The organism is Klebsiella sp. F11, from assembly GCF_056712265.1.
Window position 1 is genome coordinate 1 of the sequence record NZ_JBWYFE010000003.1, and the last position, 24,794, is coordinate 24,794.

At 54.6% G+C, this 24,794-nt stretch carries 23 protein-coding genes and 7 pseudogenes; 14 read left to right on the top strand and 16 right to left on the bottom strand.

Annotated elements, in window-relative coordinates:
• The 5 genes from repA to AC1M2H_RS29210 all read left to right on the top strand — a co-directional run.
• A partial coding sequence (repA, locus tag AC1M2H_RS29190; protein WP_480152072.1) for an incFII family plasmid replication initiator RepA occupies positions 1 to 864 on the top strand: 864 nt, incomplete at its 5' end.
• 980 nt (positions 865 to 1,844) lie between these two features.
• On the top strand, positions 1,845 to 2,273 hold the full coding sequence (locus AC1M2H_RS29195) for a ProQ/FINO family protein (RefSeq protein ID WP_480152073.1): 429 nt from the start codon (positions 1,845 to 1,847) through the stop codon (positions 2,271 to 2,273).
• Between the two features lie 14 nt (positions 2,274 to 2,287).
• Positions 2,288 to 3,133, top strand: coding sequence for an alpha/beta fold hydrolase (locus AC1M2H_RS29200; protein ID WP_480152074.1), 846 nt, complete (start codon positions 2,288 to 2,290; stop codon positions 3,131 to 3,133).
• Between the two features lie 58 nt (positions 3,134 to 3,191).
• Positions 3,192 to 3,779 carry a DUF2913 family protein gene (locus AC1M2H_RS29205; RefSeq protein WP_480152075.1) on the top strand — a complete coding sequence of 196 codons (588 nt, stop codon included), beginning with the start codon at positions 3,192 to 3,194 and terminating at the stop codon, positions 3,777 to 3,779.
• A 135-nt stretch (positions 3,780 to 3,914) separates the two neighbouring features.
• A complete protein-coding gene (locus tag AC1M2H_RS29210) occupies positions 3,915 to 4,436 on the top strand; it encodes a 1,2-dihydroxy-3-keto-5-methylthiopentene dioxygenase (RefSeq protein ID WP_480152076.1) in 522 nt (173 codons plus the stop codon).
• A 189-nt stretch (positions 4,437 to 4,625) separates the two neighbouring features.
• Here the strand turns inward: AC1M2H_RS29210 and AC1M2H_RS29215 are convergent, their stop codons facing one another.
• Positions 4,626 to 5,438, bottom strand: coding sequence for a helix-turn-helix transcriptional regulator (locus tag AC1M2H_RS29215; protein ID WP_480152077.1), 813 nt, complete (start codon positions 5,436 to 5,438; stop codon positions 4,626 to 4,628).
• Positions 5,439 to 5,577: 139 nt separating this feature from the next.
• Here AC1M2H_RS29215 and AC1M2H_RS29220 point away from each other — a divergent pair, with 139 nt between their 5' ends.
• The gene (locus tag AC1M2H_RS29220) at positions 5,578 to 6,297 is read left to right on the top strand and encodes an SDR family oxidoreductase (protein ID WP_480152078.1); all 720 of its coding nucleotides are present in this window, start codon (positions 5,578 to 5,580) and stop codon (positions 6,295 to 6,297) included.
• 499 nt (positions 6,298 to 6,796) lie between these two features.
• Here the strand turns inward: AC1M2H_RS29220 and AC1M2H_RS29225 are convergent, their stop codons facing one another.
• The 3 genes from AC1M2H_RS29225 to AC1M2H_RS29235 form a co-directional block, all read right to left on the bottom strand.
• Positions 6,797 to 7,996 carry an IS91 family transposase gene (locus tag AC1M2H_RS29225; protein ID WP_480152079.1) on the bottom strand — a complete coding sequence of 400 codons (1,200 nt, stop codon included), beginning with the start codon at positions 7,994 to 7,996 and terminating at the stop codon, positions 6,797 to 6,799.
• Between the two features lie 8 nt (positions 7,997 to 8,004).
• Positions 8,005 to 8,193 carry a hypothetical protein gene (locus AC1M2H_RS29230; protein WP_480152080.1) on the bottom strand — a complete coding sequence of 63 codons (189 nt, stop codon included), beginning with the start codon at positions 8,191 to 8,193 and terminating at the stop codon, positions 8,005 to 8,007.
• A gap of 103 nt (positions 8,194 to 8,296) precedes the next feature.
• A protein-coding gene (locus tag AC1M2H_RS29235) for an IS5 family transposase (RefSeq protein ID WP_480152081.1) occupies positions 8,297 to 9,096 on the bottom strand; the annotation gives its coding sequence in 2 pieces (ribosomal slippage) (positions 8,297 to 8,743 and positions 8,746 to 9,096; 798 coding nt in all).
• A gap of 199 nt (positions 9,097 to 9,295) precedes the next feature.
• On the opposite strand from AC1M2H_RS29235, the gene AC1M2H_RS29240 reads away from it, so the two are divergent.
• On the top strand, positions 9,296 to 10,069 hold the full coding sequence (locus AC1M2H_RS29240) for a nucleotidyltransferase domain-containing protein (RefSeq protein ID WP_480152082.1): 774 nt from the start codon (positions 9,296 to 9,298) through the stop codon (positions 10,067 to 10,069).
• Positions 10,070 to 10,142: 73 nt separating this feature from the next.
• Here the strand turns inward: AC1M2H_RS29240 and AC1M2H_RS29245 are convergent.
• The 8 genes and pseudogenes from AC1M2H_RS29245 to AC1M2H_RS29280 all read right to left on the bottom strand — a co-directional run.
• Positions 10,143 to 10,439, bottom strand: a pseudogene (locus AC1M2H_RS29245) (IS110 family transposase); the annotation flags it as partial.
• Positions 10,440 to 10,601: 162 nt separating this feature from the next.
• Positions 10,602 to 11,291: pseudogene (locus AC1M2H_RS29250) on the bottom strand (IS91 family transposase); the annotation flags it as partial.
• A 62-nt stretch (positions 11,292 to 11,353) separates the two neighbouring features.
• Positions 11,354 to 12,559, bottom strand: coding sequence for an IS256 family transposase (locus AC1M2H_RS29255; RefSeq protein ID WP_480149782.1), 1,206 nt, complete (start codon positions 12,557 to 12,559; stop codon positions 11,354 to 11,356).
• 106 nt (positions 12,560 to 12,665) lie between these two features.
• Positions 12,666 to 13,181, bottom strand: a pseudogene (locus AC1M2H_RS29260) (IS91 family transposase); the annotation flags it as partial.
• An 8-nt stretch (positions 13,182 to 13,189) separates the two neighbouring features.
• Positions 13,190 to 13,378 carry a hypothetical protein gene (locus AC1M2H_RS29265; protein WP_480152080.1) on the bottom strand — a complete coding sequence of 63 codons (189 nt, stop codon included), beginning with the start codon at positions 13,376 to 13,378 and terminating at the stop codon, positions 13,190 to 13,192.
• Positions 13,379 to 13,494: 116 nt separating this feature from the next.
• Positions 13,495 to 13,665, bottom strand: a pseudogene (locus AC1M2H_RS29270) (EcoRII N-terminal effector-binding domain-containing protein); the annotation flags it as partial.
• A 225-nt stretch (positions 13,666 to 13,890) separates the two neighbouring features.
• Positions 13,891 to 13,959, bottom strand: a pseudogene (locus AC1M2H_RS29275) (IS1 family transposase); the annotation flags it as partial.
• 12 nt (positions 13,960 to 13,971) lie between these two features.
• Positions 13,972 to 14,835 carry a LysR family transcriptional regulator gene (locus tag AC1M2H_RS29280; RefSeq protein WP_480152083.1) on the bottom strand — a complete coding sequence of 288 codons (864 nt, stop codon included), beginning with the start codon at positions 14,833 to 14,835 and terminating at the stop codon, positions 13,972 to 13,974.
• 96 nt (positions 14,836 to 14,931) lie between these two features.
• On the opposite strand from AC1M2H_RS29280, the gene AC1M2H_RS29285 reads away from it, so the two are divergent.
• The 6 genes from AC1M2H_RS29285 to AC1M2H_RS29310 all read left to right on the top strand — a co-directional run bounded on the left by AC1M2H_RS29285 (position 14,932) and on the right by AC1M2H_RS29310 (position 20,123).
• On the top strand, positions 14,932 to 15,957 hold the full coding sequence (locus tag AC1M2H_RS29285) for a nitrilase family protein (protein WP_480152130.1): 1,026 nt from the start codon (positions 14,932 to 14,934) through the stop codon (positions 15,955 to 15,957).
• Between the two features lie 188 nt (positions 15,958 to 16,145).
• Entirely contained in the window at positions 16,146 to 17,330 is a 1,185-nt protein-coding gene (locus tag AC1M2H_RS29290; protein ID WP_480152084.1) for an MFS transporter, read from the top strand.
• 26 nt (positions 17,331 to 17,356) lie between these two features.
• Positions 17,357 to 17,734 (top strand): gamma-glutamylcyclotransferase, encoded by a 378-nt coding sequence (locus AC1M2H_RS29295; RefSeq protein ID WP_480152324.1) that lies wholly within the window; start codon positions 17,357 to 17,359, stop codon positions 17,732 to 17,734.
• Positions 17,735 to 17,746: 12 nt separating this feature from the next.
• Positions 17,747 to 18,924 (top strand): IS3 family transposase gene (locus tag AC1M2H_RS29300; protein WP_480152131.1). Its coding sequence is split into 2 segments (ribosomal slippage): positions 17,747 to 18,023 and positions 18,023 to 18,924, totalling 1,179 coding nucleotides; the frame shifts between segments, so codons are not numbered across the junction.
• A gap of 4 nt (positions 18,925 to 18,928) precedes the next feature.
• On the top strand, positions 18,929 to 19,228 hold the full coding sequence (locus AC1M2H_RS29305) for a gamma-glutamylcyclotransferase (RefSeq protein WP_480152086.1): 300 nt from the start codon (positions 18,929 to 18,931) through the stop codon (positions 19,226 to 19,228).
• A gap of 13 nt (positions 19,229 to 19,241) precedes the next feature.
• Positions 19,242 to 20,123, top strand: coding sequence for a LysR family transcriptional regulator (locus AC1M2H_RS29310; RefSeq protein WP_480152087.1), 882 nt, complete (start codon positions 19,242 to 19,244; stop codon positions 20,121 to 20,123).
• Positions 20,124 to 20,626: 503 nt separating this feature from the next.
• On the opposite strand, the gene AC1M2H_RS29315 is transcribed toward AC1M2H_RS29310, so the two are convergent.
• A complete protein-coding gene (locus AC1M2H_RS29315) occupies positions 20,627 to 21,826 on the bottom strand; it encodes an IS91 family transposase (RefSeq protein ID WP_480152088.1) in 1,200 nt (399 codons plus the stop codon).
• Positions 21,827 to 21,834: 8 nt separating this feature from the next.
• Positions 21,835 to 22,023 carry a hypothetical protein gene (locus AC1M2H_RS29320; RefSeq protein WP_480152080.1) on the bottom strand — a complete coding sequence of 63 codons (189 nt, stop codon included), beginning with the start codon at positions 22,021 to 22,023 and terminating at the stop codon, positions 21,835 to 21,837.
• 107 nt (positions 22,024 to 22,130) lie between these two features.
• Between AC1M2H_RS29320 and AC1M2H_RS29325 the strand changes: the two are divergent.
• Positions 22,131 to 22,313, top strand: a pseudogene (locus AC1M2H_RS29325) (integrase core domain-containing protein); the annotation flags it as partial.
• A 231-nt stretch (positions 22,314 to 22,544) separates the two neighbouring features.
• Here the strand turns inward: AC1M2H_RS29325 and AC1M2H_RS29330 are convergent.
• Complete coding sequence (locus AC1M2H_RS29330) at positions 22,545 to 22,886, bottom strand: GNAT family N-acetyltransferase (protein ID WP_480152089.1); 342 nt, start codon at positions 22,884 to 22,886, stop codon at positions 22,545 to 22,547.
• A 16-nt stretch (positions 22,887 to 22,902) separates the two neighbouring features.
• Positions 22,903 to 24,747, bottom strand: a pseudogene (locus AC1M2H_RS29335) (DUF4158 domain-containing protein); the annotation flags it as partial.
• Positions 24,748 to 24,794 lie beyond the last annotated feature (47 nt).

Here is a 24,794-nt window from a genome sequence, read left to right on the forward strand (position 1 = left end):
GTGACTGAACCACAGACCCTGTTCTCCCGTTACCGGCAGGTCAAAAACCCGCATCCGGCGTTCACGCCACGGGAAGGAAAGAAGACCCTGCCGTTCTGTCGTAAGCTGATGGCGAAAGCCGAAGGCTTCACGTCCCGTTTTGACTTTTCCGTCCATGTGGCGTTCATCCGCTCGCTGGGTAAGCGTCACCGGATGCCGCCCCTGTTGCGCCGTCGTGCCATCGATGCCCTGCTGCAGGGGCTGTGCTTCCACTATGACCCGCTGGCCAACCGGGTACAGCGTTCCGTGACTAACCTGGCCATTGAGTGCGGGCTGGCGACCGAGTCGGAGAACGGCAATCTGTCCGTCACCCGGGCCACACGGGCGCTGAAGTTTATGGCGGAGCTGGGACTGATTACTTACCAGACCGAATATGACCCGCAGATTGGCTGTAACATCCCGACCGATATCACCTTCACCCCGGCGCTGTTCTCGGCGCTCGACGTCTCTGACGTGGCCGTGGTGGCGGCACGCCGCAGCCGGGTGGAATGGGAAAACCAGCAGCGTCAGAAACAGAGCCTGAAGCCGCTGGAGATGGACGAGCTGATAGCCAAAGCCTGGCGGTTTGTGCGCGAACGGTTCCGCAGTTACCAGTCTGAACGTAAACAGCATGGCCTGAAGCGAGCCCGTGCGCGGCGTGATGCGGACAGAACCCGTTCAGATATTGTGACGCTGGTGAAGCAGCAGCTGACGCGGGAATATGCCAGCGGACGCTTTACCGGCGGGCTTGATGCCATGAAGCGGGAGCTGGAGCGTCGCGTGAAAGAGCGGATGCTGATGTCGCGGGGCAACGGCTACACGCGGCTGGCCTCCGTCCCGATATAACCTTCCTCCCTGAAAAATCCGGCCGGCGCCGGAGGCTTTCGCACGTCTGTTGCCTGCCGGTGCCGGTTATCTGAGCAACACGCCCGTTTCCCCCGTCCGAATTCCCGCCCAGCCGGCACAAAAGTGGCCGGAAATCTCATCACCGGCGCCACAGACGGCGGCTGAATTCCGTTATCCACAGATAAGTGCAAGGGACCTTTCCGTAAGGTTACAGCCGTTATGCTTACAGGGCGCCAGGCGACGTGATTTCAAAGTGCGTGGTTCCTTTTAAAGACCAGCTGTATATCTCTTTTAAATAGCTTTTAATGCCTTCATATAAAAACATAACCTGTTCGTCGCCTGACCTGTGGACAGGCTCCGGGGAATACCCGCCCTGACAGCGGACTCACGTCCGCGCCGGTCCGGAAAACCGGAAGTGCCTCCCGTCGCTGCGCAACGGGCCCCGTCCGTGCCGGTTAGTTACAGCATCCGGAATGTTCACCTGAAAACAGCGTCCGTGCAGACCTGAAACCTCAGAGCCCCTCCCCGCCACTGAACAGCGCCGCCTCCCCCCGGCCGCAGGCCGGGGAAAAGCATCGCTGTTAATGACGGATGTTGTAACTAGAGGTTTGTGGTCGCTGCGGGAGGTGTTGCTTCAGGTTCCGGGGTACACGCCCGTAGGCGGCCCTCACGGGCCGCTGACGCGGAGATACGCCCCGGCTGCGGCTACGCCTTGCCGGGACCACTCCGACGGCGCACAGCCGCTTCTGTGTGGTTTTGAGCGGGTCTGGCTGTTCAGGGCGGAGGGGATGAACGGTGAAACCTTTCAGGACCGTACCGGCTGACGCCGGGCTGCGGCGGACTCACTTCTGCGCCCTGTATTCCTTCGTCATGCCGCCTTTTATGCGCTGAAGCGCATGAAAAAAAAGGACAGAATTGTGTGTGATATCATCATGATATGCTAAAATACCGGGAGTGACAGGCCCCTGAACGGAGACATCATGCCTGAGTCAGTCCCCCCGGCAAAACCCGCGCTGAGCAAAAAACAGCGCCGCACTGCCCGCTCATGGGCTACCGTGAATAAGGTGGCGGCGGTCTTTCCCCGCCTCTGGCCGGAGGCCGGGGCCGGGCAGTTCCGCCCGGTGAAGGCCGGGATTTCGGCGGACGTCAGGGTGTGGATTGCGCTTCACCCGCAGGGCGGACTCACTGAGGAGGAGTGGCTGAAGGCTATCCGCTTTGTGGTCAGCCGCATCGAATACCTGCGCACCGTCACTGCCGGCACCCCGCGCACGGACCTCAGCGGTGAGCCCGCCGGGGTCGTCACCGCGTCCGACGAACATCATGCCCGGCAGAAAATCGCCGCCATCCGCGCCCGCTTTGCTTCGAAGAAGCGCGGCACCCCGCAGGACAGCCAGGGAGAGGATATCTGATGCAGGGAGAGAGAATGAAAGAAATCATGCTGAAAGACGGCCGGAAACTGGGCTGGTGCGAACGGGGACCGGCTGACGGAACGCCGGTTATTTTTTGTACCGGCGCCGGAATGAGTGGCTCGCTGGCGTTCGGGGATGAGTATCTGGACACGCAGGGTATCCGTCTGATTGCGCCTCACCGCGCAGGCTCTGCAAATTCCTCCGTTCATCCGGACAGGACGCTGAAAACCTGGGCAGACGATATCGCGCAGCTGGCAGAACAGGAACGCATCCGGACGTGTCACGTTGTGGGTTTTTCCATGGGAACCCCCTTTGCTCTGGCACTGACTGCAGTCTGCGAAGTCAAATCCCTCGCGGTGGTGTCCGGTCAGGACCAGCTCACTCATCCGGAAACGTATCCGCTTCTGTCCGCTGATGTGAAGTTTATGCTGGATATGCTGAAAAATGATGCTGACGGCTTCGAAGGGATGATTGCCGCGCAGGCCTCTGCACACTGGTTGTGGCACTTCATTATCAAAACCAGCTCAGAGCTGGATGCGGCATTTTACACCGGAGAGGAATTTGCGAAGGCATACCGCCAGTGTCTGGATGAGGGCTTTGTGAACGGCGCAGGGAGTTATGCCCGGGACCTGGTTAACGCCTGGGGGGGGTGGCCTGTCCGCCCTGAAGATGTGACGTGCCCGGTATCTCTGTGGTACGGGGCTTATGACCACAGTGAGGTTCATTCTCCGGATGCAGGGGTTATTCTGGAAAAACGGTTTCCGGACGCGACCCGTCATTTCGTTCAGCACGCCGGCAGCGCACTCCTCTGGAAACATGCCGGGGCCATTCTGGCAGAGCTGTTGTCGTCTGCTCAGTGAGTCAGGTGCCGGACGAATTCAGTCTGCATAACGTATGGAACGGAGGCGATGTTTCGCAGTGACACAGACTCAGAAGACCGGACATCTGGCATGGTGCGCCCTCATTGCCCTGGGGATGGCCCGCCGGGAGGGCACCGTGACCTCTGCGGCACAGGAAAACCTGTTCCTCACCCGCTGGCTGGCCACCGCCCTGAAGCAGCGACGCTTTCCCCGGGAGGTCACCCCGGACATAGAGTGGCTGCTGAAGCAGGGGCGTCTGTATGGCGTGAGGGCAAATCTTTCCGGAAAGCTGGATTACTTCTGGCGCGCCTGCAGCGGCGACCTGAAGGTGCAGAGTGACCTGTTCCGCCTGACGTATGCAGTGGAAATGTCAAAAGAGGCGGGCTGGCAGTACCGCGTGCTGAGCGACCGGGAATGGTCGGGACGTCATGCGGTGCCCCTGAATGATGCGGTGAACGGGGTGTATCTGCTGCACTCGAATCTGGATGCGGCGTTTGATGAAAGCGGGAAGCAGACCCGCCCCCTGACGTCGCGCATCACCGGACGTGCGGAAGGCCTGGTGACCCTGCTGGCCTCCTGCGGCTGGCAGGCAGACGTGGAAGGCGACACCCTGCCCCGGCAGTACCGGCTGACCGCCGGGCGGTAAACAGACGACAAACACGTCACCCTGCGTCACGACCTGAGACGGGTTATCATTATTGCATATATTATAAACATTCAGTCTTGCATAATGACCTTATTAAGTGAATGGTTGCTGTGTTATTAAAAATGGAGGTGACTTATGACCACACTTTCCGTATACCGGCTTCCGGACACAGTGCGTCCCTCACCTGAGGTTAATCAGTTTAATGAAATCGTCGAATTGCTGGCCGGGGCTGGTATCCGGCTGGAAAGGTGGGATATCGGCACTTTACCCGATACCTCAGATGATGAGGTGTTGCTTGAATATTTTCATCCGGATATTGAGCGGCTTAAGCAACAGGAAGGTTACACAACGGCAGATGTGATACGTATGAAACCTGATTCCCCTGACAGGCAGTCCCTGCGTGAAAAATTTTTGCAGGAACATACGCACACAGAGGATGAAGTGCGTTTTTTCGTCAGTGGTAGTGGTACATTTTTCGTTCCGCAGGAAGACAAGGTGTACCGGCTGACCTGTGGAGCGGGTGATTTACTGCGGGTCCCGGCCAGTACCAGGCACTGGTTTGACTGTGGTGAATATCCGAATTTCACAGCGATTCGAATTTTTACCAATCCTGCAGGCTGGGTGGGTAATTTCACCGGACGTAAAACCTTTTACTGAATTCATGCATTAAGACGCGGAAGGATACGCCCTGTCCCGGCAGGTACAGGCTAGAAGTCCGTCAAGGTAGGGGTCCGCTTGGAAAACGGAATCTATCCTACGTTAAGCCTGTTTTTTTGAGCTGACATGACGGGCAGCTATGAGCGAAAAACGAACATTCCCCGGCATTAAAATAATTTCATTCTGAAATTATAATGTGCGTGGCGTACAGACTATAAACCGCATACCCGGTGACTGGCTGACATCAAGATTCAGATATTCAAATTCGATCAAACCCTCAGAAGGGTGCTGAATGCGCTTTACTGTCGATGGCTGCTGCAAGACATCCTGCAGAGGCCACCACGCAGAAAATTCCTCACTTTCCTTCATCAGTAAGCCGGTAAGTCGTTCAAAACCTACATCACCCACATAAAGCGCACTGTCTGCACGAAACATGGCCAGCGACAATCGGGCTACATCATTCCAGTCCTTCAGAAGGTATCGGTGACGTTCACTGGTGAAAATGAGGTGCATCATATTCCGTGCGTCACCTTCAAGGCGGGCAAAGTCGCCGAAAACGTAAACGGCGGCTGCATTCCAGGCCAGAATATCCCACCGACGCCCCAGCACGTATGCCGGTTGCTCCTTCATACCTTCAAGCATTCGGATAAGCGCATCCGGGACAGTTTCAGTGCTGTTCAGAATCTCTGCCCCCTGAGGAGATCTGTCTGCAAGGATGAACAGATGTCGCCGTTCGTCAGGGCTCAGCATGAGCGCCCCGGCAAGGGCGGTCAGCACGTCGACAGAAGGACGTACGTCACGTCCCTGCTCAAGCCAGGTGTACCATGTGGTACCGACGCCGGCGAGCTGAGCAACCTCTTCACGCCTGAGGCCTGGTGTACGTCGTCTCACACCTGGAGTAAGACCGACAGTTGCAGGCGTCAGTCGCTCGCGTCTGGAACGTAAAAATTCCCCACATGCCTTTCTTCGCGCTTCCCTCTTCTCTGCCTGACTCTTGTACATACGCTCACCTAGGTAGTACGGATACCATGATAATACCGGAACTGGTTAACCTTTTCAGTTCTGTAAAAATGCCCTCCGGTAACCAACACTACGCCGTAAAAACTCTCCGGTTGTTTGACCTTTATCAGAGGACACGATTATGACTTCAGAAGAACATGTTGTTATTGTTGGCGGCTCGTCCGGTATTGGCCTCAATACGGCAAGGCTGCTCCTGAACCAGGGATATAAAGTGACGATTGCCGGACGAAGCGCCACCCGGCTGGCATCAGCTTGTAGCACGCTGAACGGTGATATCCACTCATTTGTCATGAACGCCGCCGAACCGTCTGCACTGCCTGAGCAGTTTGAACATATCGGTAGCTTTTCCCATCTGGTGCTGGCTTTCGGAAGCAGCAGAGGAGTCGGGCCTTTCGCTTCGTTGTCTCTTGATGAAGTCAGAGCGGGCTTCGAAGAAAAAGTCTACGCACACTTCGCCGCGGCTCAGGCCGCTCTTCCACACCTTGCCCGGAACGGAAGCCTGACTTTCATTTCTGCAGTGACCGCTCATGCAGCCATGCCTGGCACGGCCGGTATCGGGGCCGCCAATGCTGCAGTCGCAGCACTGGTACCGATACTGGCAGCAGAGCTCCAGCCACTGCGCGTTAACGCTGTTGCACCGGGTGTCACGGACACCCCCTGGTGGAGTTTTCTGTCGGAAGAAGACAGGGAATCCGTGTTTGCTGACTATGCTTCGAAGACGCCAGTCGGTCGGATCGGTCAACCGGATGACATTGCACAGGCTGTGGCTTTGCTCGTTGCCAATACGTTCATTTCGGGGCAGACGGTAATCTGTGACGGAGGATTAAGCCTGAAAGGATAAATGATTTAATCCGGCACCGGATGGAAGGTAACTGAATGGTGGTGAAATTCAGCCTCCATTCAGTTGCGTACAAATATCCTTTAACTGGCAATGTCCGTTATTGGCACAGGCTGTGTGAAAACTCTGACCCAAAACTGAAGTGCGCGCATCTACGCAAAATCTGGAATTGCTCGACTGGTTAGCTGAGCCAAATTTTACGTATGAGCGCAGTTTTCAGCCCTGTTTTTGGCAGTTTAAGCGACCAAAACAGTTTTCACACAGCCTGAGCGAACAGCAGACCAAAACCGACCGGCTAACTCTTAGAGCCTATCCCAATAGGATTTTGTTCACGTATAGGAAATTGAAACCATTTCAGCGACGGAATGAATTGATTGAAATTTAAGCAGTCTTTGATTTGTGTGTCCGTGAGGACGTCGGCGATCCACTGGTTGGTGATGATTTGCGCTCTTTCTGGTCGTTTTTCAGACTGTCTGAGTGCGCTGGACGCATCTTCCCTGTGTCAGGCCGGGATGTACCTCATCAGGCTGATCTCCCTCGCATGAGTTTTCAGCCCCTGCACATTCAGACCCGTCACCGCGCGGCGGTACGCCATTCGCCCGCCGCACAGCACACATTCGAACGGGTCTCGCCGCAGGAACTGCTTACTCATCTGCGCATAGCACACCTTCGGTACCGGCGCCGGGTTATCCATCCCCAGCGCATTGTAGACCACCGGCAGCTTTTCTCCGCACACCCGGTTGGCCAGAAACCCAAAATAGCGCACCATCCGGAAGAACTTCTCCGGGATGTGCTGTTTCAGACGCGCCACAATATCCCGCTGCGTCAGCGTCTCCGTGGCCTGCCCGCCCGTATTATGGTCGTGGTAGCGAAAGCTCAGCGTGGCTCCGCCGGCATAGTGAGCCAGCCGGGAGCCCGCTATTGGCGGCTTTTTCAGGTAACGGCCCAGGTATTTCACGGTGTTTTTGCCCCCTGCGGTCTTTTTTGACATGTACACGTGCCAGTAATCACCGCCCGCGGTCAATACCAGGCTGCGCCACTGTGCTTCGGTGGTGATGTGCGACAAAGATGGTGGCAGTGCCACGCCTTCATGCCAGGCGCTCAGGAGTAACTGGCGGATATTCCACATCCAGCGGGCGCGCATGGCATCCTTGCGGAAGCTGATTTTCTTCCACTTTCCGTGCTCGTTGATACCGCCGCAGGTGACGGAGACATGAACGTGGGGATGCCAGTTGAGCCGCCGGCCGTAAGTATGAATGGCGCAGAAAATGCCGATATCCAGGCCGCGTTTACCGGCGGCATACAGCAGGTTATCGATCGCCAGCCGGCAGAGGTAGTTAAGCAGCCAGCGGTTGACCTCAAACAGGGGCCAGAGAGAATCGGGGAGGGTGAAGACCAGGTGTATCCAGTCGCAGTCCGGCAGGCGGTTAAGCTGGGCGGCAATCCACAGGTCGGTAGCTTTTTTACCGCAGGAGGGACAGGCCCGGCTGTGGCAGGCGTTGGTGATGTATTTAACATGCCGGCAGCCGGGATTATCGCAGCCGTATTCCTTCACGCCGCTGATGCGGGTACCGCAGGCGAGCATTTTGGTGACGGCTTCCACTTCGATATCGCGCAGACCTCCGGCATCCAGGAAGGATGTCCAGCACTGGTTAGCCGTGAACAGCTTTTTTAGCGGGCGGGGGCTGAAACCGGAAATCACGTGGCAGATTAATCCTCTGCGCCCTGCAGGCGGGCGAGGGCTGCTGTATCGTGGCGGTGCTCCAGAATGGCGCCGGCGACCATTGCCGGAGATGGGTCCATGGGCTTCATCAGCTTAATCCAGTCCCATTCACGCTGTGAAAGCTTATCAGCGATAACGGAGAGCAGGATGGTATCGATAGTTTTACGGGTCATCATGGGGAAAGGCTCTGAGCAAAATATGTATCCGGATCATACATATTCAAATCACTGCATGACAACTCAGAGTCCGGCAGATGGCGCGGTTTTCAATTTGCGGCCGTCAGGCTGCCCTGTTCCAGACAATGATGCCGCAGGCAAAATGCAACATGGCCTCGTAATTTTCGGCCTTCTTTTCCCATCGGGTCAGAACCCGGCGAAAGCGATTCATCCAGCTATGAGTCCTCTCGACAACCCAGCGATGGGCTTTGAAGTCGGTGTTTTTACCTGCATCAGACTCCTCTTTACGGGACTGGATATGCGGCTCGTAGCGGCGGCTCTGTAGATACGTTTTCAGCCAGCCAGCTTCGTAACCTTTGTCCAGGCAGAGTCTGAGTTTTTGCCCCGGACGCCCCGTCTGAAGTGCATCGAGCGTATCTGCAACCAGTTTGATATCGTGCGTGTTCGCTGCTGCAACAACCAGCGACAGAGGAAGCCCGTTGGCGTCTGTCAGCAGGCTACGCTTTACGCCTTGTTTCCCTCTGTCCGTGGGATTACGGCCTGTTTTTTTGTTCCTGACAATGGCGATTTGGTCATACAGCCGTCCATCGACAGCCAGGACCAGTCAATGCCGTCCAGATGTTCGCAGGCAAGCAAACCGTTCTGCCAGAAGCGTTCGAAGACTCCCGCATCGCGCCATTCCTGGAAGCGTCGGTGTGCAGAACTCGATGAACATATCCCGGTGGCGTTCAGGGCGTTCCACTGGCAACCGGTCCTGAGGACGAAGAATATGGCATCCATGGCAGCACGGTTATCAACGCGTCTACGATGAGTCCCCAGTGGGTGGCTGGTTTTATGCTCCGGGATGAGTGGAGCCATTTTTTCCCATAGTTCGTCGCTGATCTGCCACTTGCTACCCGCCATACATTCCCCCTCAGAAATTACCGTAACGTATTATACGATAATTCCTTTTGGGATAGGCTCTAAGCCTGTTTTTTAAGCAGGCATGACAGGCAGCTTTGAGCGAAAAGCGGACGGTGGGGCATAATAATCGTCTGGACTCAAAAGTTTCATGATCAGAGTACTTACTCTCCTGAAAATAAACTCAGCAAAAGGAGCAAGGATGGGCGTCTTTCATAATAACGGTATTCCTTTGCCAACATACACTGAAATCCAGCCTGCATTCTCGCGTGTACTCGAATGTGTCGTGACGAAGCTGACCCTTTGCTTTCCTGACCTAATACACAGTCTTTACGTCTATGGCAGCGTTGCTGAAGGCAGAGCTGAGGCAGGTAAGTCTGATTTGGATATGACAATCATTTTCAGGCATAAACTCGATCAAACTACGACAGAACAACTTGCCGCTATTCAGGCTGAGCTTGAAAGAAATAATTCCATTATCAGTAAAATTGATTTTGATTGCGGTCTGCTGGAACAGGTTCTCGACCAGGATAACGTACTCAGCTGGGGATACTGGCTTAAACATCATTGTCGTTGCGTTTATGGAGATGACCTGAGCCATCGTTTTCAGGCTTTCAAGCCTTCTAAAGCTATTGCGATAGCTGTGAACGGTGACTTCCAGCAGGTTCTGAGCAGGCTTATTACGCAAATGAAAATGTCTTCCGATGAAAACAAAAAACTGCAATTTCTCCAGTCGGCTGCGAGAAAGCTTGTCAGATCAACCAATATCCTTCGCAGTGAACAGGACAATGACTGGCCGGGTTCGCTCCAGGAGTACCGCACCAAGTTCATTGCTCGATATCCTTCTTTAGCAAAGGATATGGATGAATTAATGGCAATGAGTTCCGGGGCCCGAGGAAACCTGGCTGATTTCGAAAAACGACTAATAAATTTTGCAAACTGGCTAAACGCTGAGTTTCAAAGTCATAAATTCTGATCGAGCATTCTGATTGTAAGCCCTCTTCACAAGATAACGTCCGCATCACGCCCTGAGACATTCGACAAGTTTTTTATGGCCTAAGTAAGGGCGAGTGTCGTGCTTCAAGTGCCAGCAAATATTTTGCTTCGTCATAACAGGTTCTGGCCTTCCAGCAGCGGTAAATGATCCTTATCCATTTGAACACCAGTGCCCGGATCGCAGACTGATGAGATTTGCCCTTTTCTCTGAGGCCCTGATAATACAGTTTGGCCCAGTATGATGAGTTAACCGTCTTGGCAGCCCATTCAACAAAGGTCTGCCTGACGAACTTGGCACATTGCCATCGCCAGTGAACCCAGGATTTCTGGCCACTTCGTTCACGTATAGGAAATTGAAACCATTTCAGCGACGGAATGAATTGATTGAAATTTAAGCAGTCTTTGATTTGTGTGTCCGTGAGGACGTCGGCGATCCACTGGTTGGTGATGATTTGCGCTCTTTCTGGTCGTTTTTCAGACTGTCTGAGTGCGCTGGACGCATCTTCCCTGTGTCAGGCCGGGATGTACCTCATCAGGCTGATCTCCCTCGCATGAGTTTTCAGCCCCTGCACATTCAGACCCGTCACCGCGCGGCGGTACGCCATTCGCCCGCCGCACAGCACACATTCGAACGGGTCTCGCCGCAGGAACTGCTTACTCATCTGCGCATAGCACACCTTCGGTACCGGCGCCGGGTTATCCATCCCCAGCGCATTGTAGACCACCGGCAGCTTTTCTCCGCACACCCGGTTGGCCAGAAACCCAAAATAGCGCACCATCCGGAAGAACTTCTCCGGGATGTGCTGTTTCAGACGCGCCACAATATCCCGCTGCGTCAGCGTCTCCGTGGCCTGCTCGCCCGTATTATGGTCGTGGTAGCGAAAGCTCAGCGTGGCTCCGCCGGCATAGTGAGCCAGCCGGGAGCCCGCTATTGGCGGCTTTTTCAGGTAACGGCCCAGGTATTTCACGGTGTTTTTGCCCCCTGCGGTCTTTTTTGACATGTACACGTGCCAGTAATCACCGCCCGCGGTCAATACCAGGCTGCGCCACTGTGCTTCGGTGGTGATGTGCGACAAAGATGGTGGCAGTGCCACGCCTTCATGCCAGGCGCTCAGGAGTAACTGGCGGATATTCCACATCCAGCGGGCGCGCATGGCATCCTTGCGGAAGCTGATTTTCTTCCACTTTCCGTGCTCGTTGATAGGTCAAGTCCGTCAAGGTGGTGTAAATTCGGTTCCAGCTCTCCGGTCCGGTAATGGGCCTGTTATGCGCTGACCGGCAGCGCTTCGATTACGTCCTCTTCAGCGGTCTGGTCTATCTCCGCCATGCTGTGTTGTGGCAGGTAGCGGTTCTGTAGCAGCCATTCCTCGTTCTGCTCCGTCAGCACCGCACCCAGCAGCCGCATGATGCTCTCTTCGTTGGGGAAGATGCCCACTACATCAGCACGCCGTTTCACCTCTTTGTTCAGACGCTCCAGCGTGTTCGTGGAGTGGATTTTCACCCGGTGCGCTTTCGGGAAGGCGAAGTACGCCAGCACGTCTGCTTCCGCCTCGTCCATCATCTCCGTGACTGTCGGCGCGCTTTTTTCCAGCTGGCCGGCGACCTCACGCCAGGTCGCATGGGCACTTTTCTCATCGGTCTGCACGAACACCTGTTGCAGCGCCGCGCGCACCACTGACTGGTTCGCCCTGCTGACGCGGCCCAGAACGTTACGCATGAAGTGGACCCGGCAGCGCTGCCAGCTGGCACAGAACACCTGCTGTATTGCCGCTTTCAGCCCGCTGTGCGCGTCGGAGATAACCAGCTTTACGCCCTCAAGGCCGCGCTCTTTCAGACCCAACAGGAAGGCCAGCCAGAACGCTTTCGCTTCTGACTCACCGATGCCCATCCCGATAATCTCCCGGCGACCGTCCGAGCTGACCGCGCAGGCGATTATCACCGCCACGCTGACCACCCGGCCGTTCTTGCGCACCTTCACGTAAGTCGCATCCAGCCACAGGTAAGGCCATTCGCCTTCCAGCGGTCGCTGCAGGAACGCCTGCACACGCTCATCGATGCCGCGACAGATGGACGACACCTGGCTGCGGGAGATGCCGGTCATCCCCATCGACTGCACCAGGGCGTCCACCTTGCGGGTGGAGACGCCATTTATCCACGCCTCCTGGATAACCGCGTTGAGCGCCTTCTCCGACAGCCTGCGGGCCTCGAGGAAGGACGGGAAGTACGAGCCTTCCCGGAGCTTCGGGATACGCAGGTCCAGCGTGCCGACGCGGGTGTTGTACTGACGGTCGCGGTAGCCGTTACGGTAAGTCTCACGCTCATCCGTTCGCTCATGAGGTTCCGCGTTGATGCGCTGGGTGACATCGGCTTCCATGATGCGGTTGAGCATAAATTCGGTGAGTTCACGCAGGAAGTCCTCACCGCCAAGTTGCATCAGGGTATTGCTGAATGTCATGCTGTTGTCAGCCATCGGTTTGTTCCTTTTAAGATAATGTCTTCGTAACCATTACCTTACCGGATAAGCCGATGGCGCTCACCATCCTGCTGAATTTACACCACGTCCTAAGACTCTACCCGTTGATACCGCCGCAGGTGACGGAGACATGAACGTGGGGATGCCAGTTGAGCCGCCGGCCGTAAGTATGAATGGCGCAGAAAATGCCGATATCCAGGCCGCGTTTACCGGCGGCATACAGCAGGTTATCGATCGCCAGCCGGCAGAGGTAGTTAAGCAGCCAGCGGTTGACCTCAAACAGGGGCCAGAGAGAATCGGGGAGGGTGAAGACCAGGTGTATCCAGTCGCAGTCCGGCAGGCGGTTAAGCTGGGCGGCAATCCACAGGTCGGTAGCTTTTTTACCGCAGGAGGGACAGGCCCGGCTGTGGCAGGCGTTGGTGATGTATTTAACATGCCGGCAGCCGGGATTATCGCAGCCGTATTCCTTCACGCCGCTGATGCGGGTACCGCAGGCGAGCATTTTGGTGACGGCTTCCACTTCGATATCGCGCAGACCTCCGGCATCCAGGAAGGATGTCCAGCACTGGTTAGCCGTGAACAGCTTTTTTAGCGGGCGGGGGCTGAAACCGGAAATCACGTGGCAGATTAATCCTCTGCGCCCTGCAGGCGGGCGAGGGCTGCTGTATCGTGGCGGTGCTCCAGAATGGCGCCGGCGACCATTGCCGGAGATGGGTCCATGGGCTTCATCAGCTTAATCCAGTCCCATTCACGCTGTGAAAGCTTATCAGCGATAACGGAGAGCAGGATGGTATCGATAGTTTTACGGGTCATCATGGGGAAAGGCTCTGAGCAAAATATGTATCCGGATCATACATATTCAAATCACTGCATGACAACTCAGAGTCCGGCAGATGGCGCGGTTTTCAATTTGCGGCCGTCAGGCTGCCCTGTTCACCGGTATGGTTGATAGACGGAAACAGCTTTTCAACGATACCGGAAGGTATATAAAGCCCGACCTGATGACCACCAGTTGCGCCGGTATCGTTGGCGGAAAGTCGTTTGATGTAGATGAAGTAATTTCCGCCTGCGATCTCAAGTAGCCAGTTATGAAAAACCGACATAACTACCCCTCTTTTAACCTAAAATTCGACTCGTCATTTTTTCATAGTCAGACAAAAGCAGCCAGCAAACTTTATGCAGATTGACCTGCTACATATTGATTAACACATCTCTGATGTTAGCAATGTCCGCATTTGGCACGAAGCGGAAGTGCCCGAAGTACCGCTGTGAGCGAAAAGCGGATGTTGGCATGACTATCGAAATCGTGGCGGTTCATAAGCATATCAGAGCCAGTGCTGGCGGGCTTTACTGCCAACAAACACCCACTGCTCATCAAGCTCGCAGATGAGCGACAGGGGAAGTGGTTCTTACAAGGCGGTCACCATATTTACAAAGTTATCCCTCACAGGATCCTTTAACTGAGGATTCCAGGCAATTCCGATCTGCCAGGTGGTATGTTCACCTTCAAGTGCCACTAGCCTGACGCCGGCAGGGAGAATATGAATAACACCTGCTGGCAGTAATGCCACTCCGTCCCTGGCAGCAACAAGTGCCAGCAGAGTCTGAATATCATCTGCCGCCGAAACTGTCCGTGGGGTGAGGTTATTTCCCGAGAGAAAACGCGATGTCTGGGCCGACAGCCCTTCTCCCCGGTTGGGGGACAGCAGCAACATCTGACTCATCTGGAGCAACTCTGCTGCACCGTCTGATCCTGTGTAACGCTCATGAGCCACAGCAAGAACCAGTTGTTCTTCTGCCAGTATTTTTGTCTCAAGTGGCTCAGGGGCCGGCAGTCGTACAAATCCGGCCTGAAGCTGTCCTTCTGTTAACTGGCGGATCTGTACTGCGGAGGGCATATCGTTCAGGGATACCTGGACGTCAGGATACTGGCAGCGAAAAGCAGCAACATGTTCGGGTGCCAGACGGAATGATGAGATACCAAAGCCCACAGTCAGCTTCCCCGCCTTTCCTTTCCGGATGCCGGTCACTTCAGCACAGAAATTATCGTAACGTTCCAGTATCTCGGTGGCCCCCGGCAGCAGTTCTTCTCCTGCCACGGTCAGTCTCGCGCCATGGCGGCCACGCTGAAACAGCGTCACGCCGGAAAGGGACTCCAGCGTCTGTATCTGCTTGGTCAGTGCCGGTTGCGTGACACACAGTTTTTCAGCAGCTGAGTGGTACCACCCCAGCTGCGAAAGGGTGACGAAGGCGCGCAATAGCTTTATATCCATTCCGTGTGGTTATCAGATGCGGTGAAATCGTGATTATACACGCTAACTCATTCTCTGGTGGAATGGTGTCCGAATCGTCAGATGAGGAGAAATATGATGGGAAAAAGCATCCGTGCTGCCACGGTACAGTTCTGCCACCGGGCGGGGGACAAACACTACAATTTATCGGTCATGGAAAATTTTATTTTTCAGGCCGCCAGGGAGGAGGTAAAGATCCTGGCATTTCCTGAAATGTGCATTACCGGCTACTGGCATGTGCCGGATCTCAGCAGCCAGGAGGTGAATGCACTGTCGGAACGAACTGAGGAGAGTCCATCGTTGTCCCGGATTGCCACTCTGGCGGAGAAATATCAGATGGCAATAGGTGCAGGTTTTATCGAAAAGGGAAGTGACGGGCGATTGTATAATGCCTATGCCATTTGTATGCCGGATGGTAAGCGACATATGCACAGGAAGCTGCATGCCTTTGAACACCCCGATATTGCCCGCGGCAACGATTTTACGGTTTTTGATACGCCCTGGGGAGTACGTGTTGGTGTGCTTATCTGCTGGGACAACAATCTCGTCGAAAATGCGCGCATAACGGCTTTGCTGGGTGCTGATATTCTTGTTGCTCCGCACCAGACCGGGGGAACCCACTCACGAAGCCCTTTCGGCATGAAACCCATTCCGGCCAGCCTCTGGGAAAACAGGCATAGCGATCCGGAAAAGCTGGAGGATGCTTTTCGCGGTGACAGTGGCCGGGGCTGGCTGATGCGCTGGTTACCCTCGCGTGCGCATGATAACGGTTTTTTCATTCTGTTCAGTAATGGCGTGGGGCTGGATAACGGGGAGGTTCGTACAGGTAATGCCATGATTATTGACCCCTACGGCAGGATCGTCAGCGAAACCGGTTCGTATGAGGATACGATAGTGTGCGCCGATCTGGATCTGGATTTGCTTGCAATGTCCACCGGCCGGAGGTGGATCCACGGACGCCGGCCAGAGCTGTACGGAATTTTGTGTGAATCTCAGGGCTACGAGCGGGATGCCAGGACAGCACGATTTTCTGATGATGTCCCTTCCTTTGGAAGTGACAACCGGGAAGGAACAGCAGACCAAACCCGACCGGCTAACTCTTAAAGGGCCGCAGAATTTTACGCCTGGACTTTCTAAGCTCCTCCGCTATAGATAGAACGCTTCTGAGTGCTGTTGGAAATTGATTTTTTCCCTTCTGTATAAATAATTTTATATCACATGAAATTTACATTATTTTATTTATTTGTCTTACTCAATGAGGCTGAACTCCTTACTTACATCAGGAGGCAGTCATGCCATTCGTTATTTATGTGTTTACTATCAGTGCTTTTGCTCTTGGTCTCGCTGAATTTGTCCCGATTGGGCTGACCGATGTCATGGCTCAGGGATTCGGCGTGGGTGTGGAGCAGACAGGGGCAGTGGTTACGACCTATGCGCTGGGTGCAACGTTCGCGGCACCAGTACTCTCTGCGCTGACAGCAAACTGGAGCCGAAAGAATGTAATGCTGACAACTGCCGTAGTTTTTACCGTCGGTAGTCTGGCGGCCGCGTTTGCCGCCACATTACCTCAGCTACTGTTGGCCCGCTTCATTGCTGGTCTGGGACACGGTCTGTTTCTGGCTGCCGCATCAAGTACTGCAGCTCGTCTGGCTGGTCCTGATAAAGCTGGCAGAGCGGTTGCTGTAGTATTTGGTGGCTTTACTCTGGCGATGGCAATTGGTGTGCCGCTGAGTACGTGGCTGGGTGCCGTAGTCTCATGGCAGCCGGTTTTCGGTGCTATTGCCGCTTTCGGCGCGCTTGGATTCCTTGGGCTGTTGTTCGGTATGAAAGACCCTGTACGCAGCGCATCCGGTGAACATGGCGGCTCAGCAATGCAGAATATCAGCATGCTGTTTAACCGGAAGTTGCTCGCCGGTGCACTGGTTACGGTGCTGGCATATGCCGGTTCGTTCACGCCTTACACCTTTATCGCGCCAATTTTGACGCAGGTGACTGGCGTGACCGGAGCAACGGTGAGTCTGTTTATGCTGGTTTACGGTTTTACCGCTGCGGTAGGCAACATTCTGGGTGGAAAACTCACCGACAGCATGGGGGTGAGTCGTGCCAATATATTCATTATCAGCGGCATTGTTGTTGTCGTACTCGGTATGTGGCTGCTGGTATCCTCACCAGCAAACATGGGCATTCTGGTAGCGTTGCTAGGTATGCTGACCTATGCCGCAGTGCCAGCACTGCAGGCTCGCCTGATTGGTGTAGCTGAGCAACATGCACCTCATGCGCATGGCGTTGCTGCCGGCCTGAATATCGCGGGCTTCAACTCCGGTATCGCGCTGGGTTCAGTACTGGGTGGTATTACCATCACACACGCCGGGATCGTGTATACCGGTATCAGCGGTGCGATTGTTTCTCTGCTCGGGCTGTTGTTGCTGCTTGAACAAATCCGTCGCAGTCACAGCAGTAAATTTGAGCAGGCTTAAATCCTGTGCCAGTAAAGGGAGGTAATTTGCTAACCCGTGAAAATATGCTCAATGGTGCATTTGTCAGGGCGCATATGCGTCGGGACGCTGAAAAAATACGGGTATCAATGTACTCCACTCTGGAGGAGTGCCTGACGGGTGCTCCTGTCTGGGTATTTGCCTACGGGTCTTTGATGTGGAATCCCGCGCTGGCGATTGAAGAAATGCAACGGGCCCGACTGAAAGGATGGCAGCGCAGTTTCTCTATCCGGCTGATATCCGGACGTCCCACCCCTGATCCTGATGTCCCCGGCAGGATGTTATCCCTGGATCAAGGTGGAATAACCGAAGGTATGGCGTTCAGACTACCGGAGTCAACTCTTATCCATGAGCTGAAGATGGTCTGGACGCGCGAGATGATTTGATGTGGTCGAATAATCAGGACACTAAACTTACATCCAAAACGGAGGTGTTTAGTGAACCAGAAACGAAGATTTACCCCTGAGTTTAAAAAGGAAGCGGTTGCTCTGGTGACGGAGCAGGACTACACGGTGGCCAGAGCGGCTGCCTCGCTGGGGATTAGCTCTAAAACCCTGCATACCTGGGTCACGCTGGCCCGGGAGCAGCATAACAGGGTGCTCAGCGATGATGAGCGGGCCGAGCTAAAACAGTTACGAAAAGAAAACAGAGAGTTACGCCTTGAGAAAGAGATACTAAAAAAGGCGAGTGCCTTCTTTGCGAAGCATATGTCGTGAGGTACCGGTTTATCCTCGACAATGCCGCTGATTTCAGCGTTCGCCTGCTCTGCCGGGTCATGCGGGTGACGGTCTCTGCATGGTATGCATGGCGGAAAAAGTCCGCTGAGCCGCCGGAAGACGATGCGGGACTCCGGGTCAGGCTAAAAGCGCTGTTCACCGCCAGCAGACAGGGGGCGGGAAGCCGGACGCTGGTCAAAAAGCTTCGTGAAGAAGGCATAACAGTCACCCGCTGGCGGGTGATAAGGCTCATGCAGGAGGAAGGTCTGGAATGCCGCCAGCGCCGGGCTTATAAAGTGACGACAAAGCCCCGGGCAGGAGCAGAAGTAGCCCCGAACCTGCTGAACCAGAACTTTACCCCTCCGGGGCCGAATCAGGTGTGGGTGAGCGACATCACGTATCTTAAGACCGGCGAAGGCTGGCTGTATCTGGCGGCGATAATGGACCTGTACTCCCGGCGGATAGTGGGCTGGCACGTGGATAAGCGAATGACCTCGTCACTGGTCTGCCGGGCGCTGATGCAGGCATATAACCTGCGCAATCCGCCCCGAGGTCTGGTGGTCCATACAGACAGGGGGTCACAGTATACCGGCCATTGCTTCCAGCGGCAGTTAAGCAGTTACGGCCTGAGGAGCAGCATGGGAGACGTCGGCGCCTGCTGGGATAATGCGGTGATGGAGCGCTTCTGGGGAAGTCTGAAACATGAATGGCTGCTGCTTGTGCCACAGCCAACGCGGGCGGGCATGAAACAGGATGTGGCAGCGTATATGCGCTACTACAACCTTGAGCGAAACCATGCAGCCAGTGGTGAGCTGTCGCCCGTGCACTATGAGCGAATGACTGAGAAAAAAGTGTCCTGATTTATTGACCAGAACAATTACCGGCTTATACCGTCCGGTCTGGGCAGACGTTTCGCTCGGAAACGGTGAAGAAATTCAGGCGTTGGCTTTCGTGTCAGACAGGTTGCATCCGCATTACGAACAGGGCAACCTTACAGCGACCGTGGCATCACGTATCGATGCGGCCCGGGGAGACATTGGCAAGAATGCAGATTATGTATGGAAACTGCAGACCACTCTCGGTGCGTGGAGAATACGGGATGATTACGTAAGTGAACTGGCCTTTGCTCTGCATGAGGCTCCCTGTGACGACAAACTTCATTAGCAAGCGCTCCACTATGAGCCATCTTACCCACCTGCGAACGTTTCTTGAGGCCTATCGTTCTGGCTCCTTTTCAAGGGCGGCAGAGTTGCTGGGCATCACACAGCCAGCGGCGTCACAGCACATCCAGTCTCTTGAGGTTCTGACAGGTAAACGCCTGTTCATCAGACAGGCCAGAGGCGTGACGGCGACAGAAGCTGCTGATGAACTTGCCCGCTCAGTTTCTCCCTTCATTGACGGTCTGGAAGAAAAGCTATCATCTTTCCGGTCAGGCCCTGTCCGCGGGGGAACAGTTAATCTGGCAGGACCACAGGACTTTATTCATTCCCGGCTTGGGGCAGTAATGGCTCCATTGATGAAGGAGGGGTATCGCCTGCGCCTTCATACCGGTAATAAACAGCGGATTTACTCGCTTTTGCATGACGGAAGCGTCGATCTCGCCGTTACCGCATCAATGCCTGATGAACGTCTTTACGGCTATGCGCATCTGTTGACTGAACACATGCTCCTTGTTCATGCTCCCGCAATGTCAGAGGCTATCGGATCAGACCCTGGCGCTGAAAAACTTGCTTCATTACCGCTAATTGCTTACGACGAGGAACTGCCGCTGATTAGATCCCTCTGGGCCACCATGTTCCAGACTGCACCTGAGATGCAGGCTGCGTTTACCATTCCGGATTTACGTATTATCCGCGATCTGGTCTGTGATGGTCACGGATGGACGGTGCTGCCAGATTATCACTGTAATGATGACCTGAAAAGTGGCCGCCTGATTTCAGTGCCCCCTGCAGATATCGCCCCGACTAATGATCTTTATCTGGTCTGGAACAAAAGGACGGCTAATAACAGCCGGACCGCCTACGTTCGGGATTACATTCTTAAAGCGTTTCCGCACTGAAGTCTGAGGCGGACAATTCATGATGCAGACCGCATAGCTACAGAGACATTCGTTAAAGATTTAAGCGAATACGAATCGTTTGTGAACATGTTCTCAGGGCTTTTATACCGGAAGCTTGTATGTCTGCTTTGGCACTTAGCTGCCGGTCTAATCAGCTGGGGGCGGCCTGCATTTTCTGTTGGATATGTCCAGGAGAAATGCAAACAGGCAGTCCAGGCAATAAAGAAATCAGGATTAATACGCGTGATACAAAACCGTGAGTCTGTTTAAACTCGTTTTTGAGCAGGCGAGAGGTTGGACAAGCCCGACGGGCGCGTCAGGCGGTCACATTGGAGTATAGGAAATTGAAACCATTTCAGCGACGGAATGAATTGATTGAAATTTAAGCAGTCTTTGATTTGTGTGTCCGTGAGGACGTCGGCGATCCACTGGTTGGTGATGATTTGCGCTCTTTCTGGTCGTTTTTCAGACTGTCTGAGTGCGCTGGACGCATCTTCCCTGTGTCAGGCCGGGATGTACCTCATCAGGCTGATCTCCCTCGCATGAGTTTTCAGCCCCTGCACATTCAGACCCGTCACCGCGCGGCGGTACGCCATTCGCCCGCCGCACAGCACACATTCGAACGGGTCTCGCCGCAGGAACTGCTTACTCATCTGCGCATAGCACACCTTCGGTACCGGCGCCGGGTTATCCATCCCCAGCGCATTGTAGACCACCGGCAGCTTTTCTCCGCACACCCGGTTGGCCAGAAACCCAAAATAGCGCACCATCCGGAAGAACTTCTCCGGGATGTGCTGTTTCAGACGCGCCACAATATCCCGCTGCGTCAGCGTCTCCGTGGCCTGCTCGCCCGTATTATGGTCGTGGTAGCGAAAGCTCAGCGTGGCTCCGCCGGCATAGTGAGCCAGCCGGGAGCCCGCTATTGGCGGCTTTTTCAGGTAACGGCCCAGGTATTTCACGGTGTTTTTGCCCCCTGCGGTCTTTTTTGACATGTACACGTGCCAGTAATCACCGCCCGCGGTCAATACCAGGCTGCGCCACTGTGCTTCGGTGGTGATGTGCGACAAAGATGGTGGCAGTGCCACGCCTTCATGCCAGGCGCTCAGGAGTAACTGGCGGATATTCCACATCCAGCGGGCGCGCATGGCATCCTTGCGGAAGCTGATTTTCTTCCACTTTCCGTGCTCGTTGATACCGCCGCAGGTGACGGAGACATGAACGTGGGGATGCCAGTTGAGCCGCCGGCCGTAAGTATGAATGGCGCAGAAAATGCCGATATCCAGGCCGCGTTTACCGGCGGCATACAGCAGGTTATCGATCGCCAGCCGGCAGAGGTAGTTAAGCAGCCAGCGGTTGACCTCAAACAGGGGCCAGAGAGAATCGGGGAGGGTGAAGACCAGGTGTATCCAGTCGCAGTCCGGCAGGCGGTTAAGCTGGGCGGCAATCCACAGGTCGGTAGCTTTTTTACCGCAGGAGGGACAGGCCCGGCTGTGGCAGGCGTTGGTGATGTATTTAACATGCCGGCAGCCGGGATTATCGCAGCCGTATTCCTTCACGCCGCTGATGCGGGTACCGCAGGCGAGCATTTTGGTGACGGCTTCCACTTCGATATCGCGCAGACCTCCGGCATCCAGGAAGGATGTCCAGCACTGGTTAGCCGTGAACAGCTTTTTTAGCGGGCGGGGGCTGAAACCGGAAATCACGTGGCAGATTAATCCTCTGCGCCCTGCAGGCGGGCGAGGGCTGCTGTATCGTGGCGGTGCTCCAGAATGGCGCCGGCGACCATTGCCGGAGATGGGTCCATGGGCTTCATCAGCTTAATCCAGTCCCATTCACGCTGTGAAAGCTTATCAGCGATAACGGAGAGCAGGATGGTATCGATAGTTTTACGGGTCATCATGGGGAAAGGCTCTGAGCAAAATATGTATCCGGATCATACATATTCAAATCACTGCATGACAACTCAGAGTCCGGCAGATGGCGCGGTTTTCAATTTGCGGCCGTCAGGCTGCCCTGTTCGTAAAAACGATGAAGGAAGACTACATCGCGTTCATGCCAAAACCGAATGTGCGAACGGCGCTGCAGAACCTTGCTGCGGCGTTCAACCATTACAATGAAAACCATCCGCACAGCGCGCTGAGATACCATTCCCCGAGGGAATACCGGCGTCTGCGGGCATCGTTAACTTAAGATACAAAAGCTGTCTGGTGATGGCGGGTCAAGATCATAATCCAGACTTGATCTGACAGGTCTCGCAGGTAGAGCATAACCAAATCTGAAAGTCCGCTGTGAGCGAACAACGGACATTGCTCACAGCATTTTGTGTGAATCAAAGGGGAGCAGGTCAATCCCTGTTGCGCATCATAGTCCGGCGATGCCATTTTCCTGGCACACATACCGTCTGACCACATCACATATCGTCTAGGCCAAACGCTTGAACATGTGGATAGCGACTCCGCCGTTTCGTTCTTCACTGCGTTCAAATTCATAGCCTAGTGATGCGTAAAGGCGAAGATTCACTTCAAATAGCGAGTTCGTATATAGCCTGACGACATCTAAACCGGCTTTAACTGCCAATTGTTCTGCATGAGCCACCATTTTTCTCCCATAACCGCGTTTCTGAAAACGCGGGTCAACAGCTACGTTTTCAATGAGGATATCTTCCTTGCGCTGAATTGTTTCAACGAGCGCAGCCAGCTCTTCGCCATAGAACAAAAGGTCAACTCTGTGTTCTTTGATGAATGCAGCATGATCTGCCTTCATCGGAAGAGGTTCTCGGCCAATAACAGGCACCCACTTGGTTAACAAAGCGGAAGACGTCGGTTATATCGCAGAACGGTAGCTGTTCATAAAAACGCTTCTTCTGTGCCTTGTGACGGCTGACCACCGATTTATGCCAGGTCAGTTTCTGCGTTTCTTTATCGTATTCCAGATGCTTCAGCTTCCCCTGCTTTAGTTCGCGGTTGAACGCTTTCCACTGTCGGTGCAGTTCGGACTCCAGCGCCCTGAGCTGCGATTTAACCGGCTTTTGCAAAAACGGGATATTCATGTCAGCCAGCACCGCGGCTTGTTCCTCTGCTGATACCAGTTCATCAGAAAGATGGCGGTGCCGGAGGCTGTCATTGAGGTGGAACTCTCCCGACTGAAAGCGCTTTCTTATCTGCCGGTAGAGCCAGAACTCATAGCGTCCGGCATTCAGGCCTGTGGGCTCACCATCCTCGTCAAACTCAAGCAGGTACGGTCGCAGCCGTTCCGGTAACGTTTCCGGTGGACATTCCGCCAGCGGTCGCTGCGAAAGCGTCATCTTTTTGCTGAACACCATTTTTAGCCAGCTCAGGGCTTCGGCCCACGGGCTGTCCTGGACGACGCTGGTAAGATCGAGGGACAGATATAATGGTCGCAGATGACGCCGGATTAATGCCGTCATACCGTCTACAACTTGCCATTGTAGCGCCAGCCTGCTGACGGGTTTCACGCTCATGCGTTGTGCGGTGGTTTTCAGCGTCTCCCGCGGCATGATTTTCCAGGCCCGGCGGCGGACTTCGCCAAAGGTAGTGGGATCCGGAACGCTGTCATCAACGAAAAGCGACAGCAGACGTCCAATTTTAGACGTTTCGCGACGGTGTTTTTCCTGCACGTCCGCCATAAGCTGCTTAGCCCCGCTGCGGCTCTCATCCTCAAGCTGCTTCATATGGAAAAACATCGCGTCCACCAGGTTGTCGCTGAACTGGCGATAGCGGATCCAGGCATAACACAGAAGGTAAAGATGGGACTGCTCAGGCTTCAGGTGACGTAGATCGTAAACGGTATAGAAATTTACCAGGCTGGCGTAGTACAGCATATTTTGCTGAGAAATATTCAGTGCGGGTAAGAGATCACAGGCCTTACGGTGCAGCGGCTCCAGAGTGGCTCGCTTTTCCCGTTCGTGGACCATCTGGTGCCAGCCAAAGTCACGCGCATCCTGCCTGAGGATTGCGAGCCGGGAAAGAGTATCATCACGCTCAATCAGTTTATCCAGACCGGTAATGGTAGCGTCATCAAGTTGCTCCAGCAGAATACGTCCCAGCCGCTGCCTTTCACTGGAGAGAGCCTGGCTCACCAGCTCCTGGAGCGTGGTGTAGCCGGGACGGATGATTTTATGTTCGTTGAGCCAGATAATCAGTTCTGTGGCGACAAAGCCGGGTGTCACATCGCGGTGAACAATATGTGCGGCCTGTAATTGAAGTTGTGATACCAAAGCTGATGACCATGGCTGGTAGCCATATAGTGCACAGATTTTGTTTCGCTGCGCATAGCGCTCGTGCTTAGAGGGCAATTTATCCGGAAGTGACTCCCCGTCAAAATAACGGCTCAGGACAAAATTGCAGTCATCCTTAACATCATCCCACCCGAAGCGGAAAAACAGATGTTTGGCTTTGAAATAAGCGATCTGGAGGATGCAATAAATTTGAGCATGAAGCCCCTGGCGACTACAGGCCTGCGTCAGTTCGGACTCATCCAGAGCCAGAAATTCCAGCCGCTGTGCATCATTGAAATCAGGAAGTCCATACAGCGCTTCCTGTTCAGCATTGCTTAAAACCGCCAGCCGTTCACTTTTGCCTGTCGCTTTGCCACGCGTTGTCATCCTGACCCCGATTAATCGTGTCCGTAAGAGGATCGCTCTGCGGACAG

What these genes read in the sequence shown, in the direction of transcription:
- AC1M2H_RS29195 (WP_480152073.1), top strand. Translation starts at nt 1,845, where the DNA reads ATGCCTGAGTCAGTCCCCCCGGCAAAACCCGCGCTGAGCAAAAAACAG.
- AC1M2H_RS29200 (WP_480152074.1), top strand. Translation starts at nt 2,288, where the DNA reads ATGAAAGAAATCATGCTGAAAGACGGCCGGAAACTGGGCTGGTGCGAA.
- AC1M2H_RS29210 (WP_480152076.1), top strand. Translation starts at nt 3,915, where the DNA reads ATGACCACACTTTCCGTATACCGGCTTCCGGACACAGTGCGTCCCTCA.
- AC1M2H_RS29215 (WP_480152077.1), bottom strand. Translation starts at nt 5,438, where the DNA reads ATGTACAAGAGTCAGGCAGAGAAGAGGGAAGCGCGAAGAAAGGCATGT.
- AC1M2H_RS29220 (WP_480152078.1), top strand. Translation starts at nt 5,578, where the DNA reads ATGACTTCAGAAGAACATGTTGTTATTGTTGGCGGCTCGTCCGGTATT.
- AC1M2H_RS29230 (WP_480152080.1), bottom strand. Translation starts at nt 8,193, where the DNA reads ATGATGACCCGTAAAACTATCGATACCATCCTGCTCTCCGTTATCGCT.
- AC1M2H_RS29240 (WP_480152082.1), top strand. Translation starts at nt 9,296, where the DNA reads ATGGGCGTCTTTCATAATAACGGTATTCCTTTGCCAACATACACTGAA.
- AC1M2H_RS29255 (WP_480149782.1), bottom strand. Translation starts at nt 12,559, where the DNA reads ATGGCTGACAACAGCATGACATTCAGCAATACCCTGATGCAACTTGGC.
- AC1M2H_RS29265 (WP_480152080.1), bottom strand. Translation starts at nt 13,378, where the DNA reads ATGATGACCCGTAAAACTATCGATACCATCCTGCTCTCCGTTATCGCT.
- AC1M2H_RS29280 (WP_480152083.1), bottom strand. Translation starts at nt 14,835, where the DNA reads ATGGATATAAAGCTATTGCGCGCCTTCGTCACCCTTTCGCAGCTGGGG.
- AC1M2H_RS29285 (WP_480152130.1), top strand. Translation starts at nt 14,932, where the DNA reads ATGGGAAAAAGCATCCGTGCTGCCACGGTACAGTTCTGCCACCGGGCG.
- AC1M2H_RS29290 (WP_480152084.1), top strand. Translation starts at nt 16,146, where the DNA reads ATGCCATTCGTTATTTATGTGTTTACTATCAGTGCTTTTGCTCTTGGT.
- AC1M2H_RS29310 (WP_480152087.1), top strand. Translation starts at nt 19,242, where the DNA reads ATGAGCCATCTTACCCACCTGCGAACGTTTCTTGAGGCCTATCGTTCT.
- AC1M2H_RS29320 (WP_480152080.1), bottom strand. Translation starts at nt 22,023, where the DNA reads ATGATGACCCGTAAAACTATCGATACCATCCTGCTCTCCGTTATCGCT.
- AC1M2H_RS29330 (WP_480152089.1), bottom strand. Translation starts at nt 22,886, where the DNA reads ATGAAGGCAGATCATGCTGCATTCATCAAAGAACACAGAGTTGACCTT.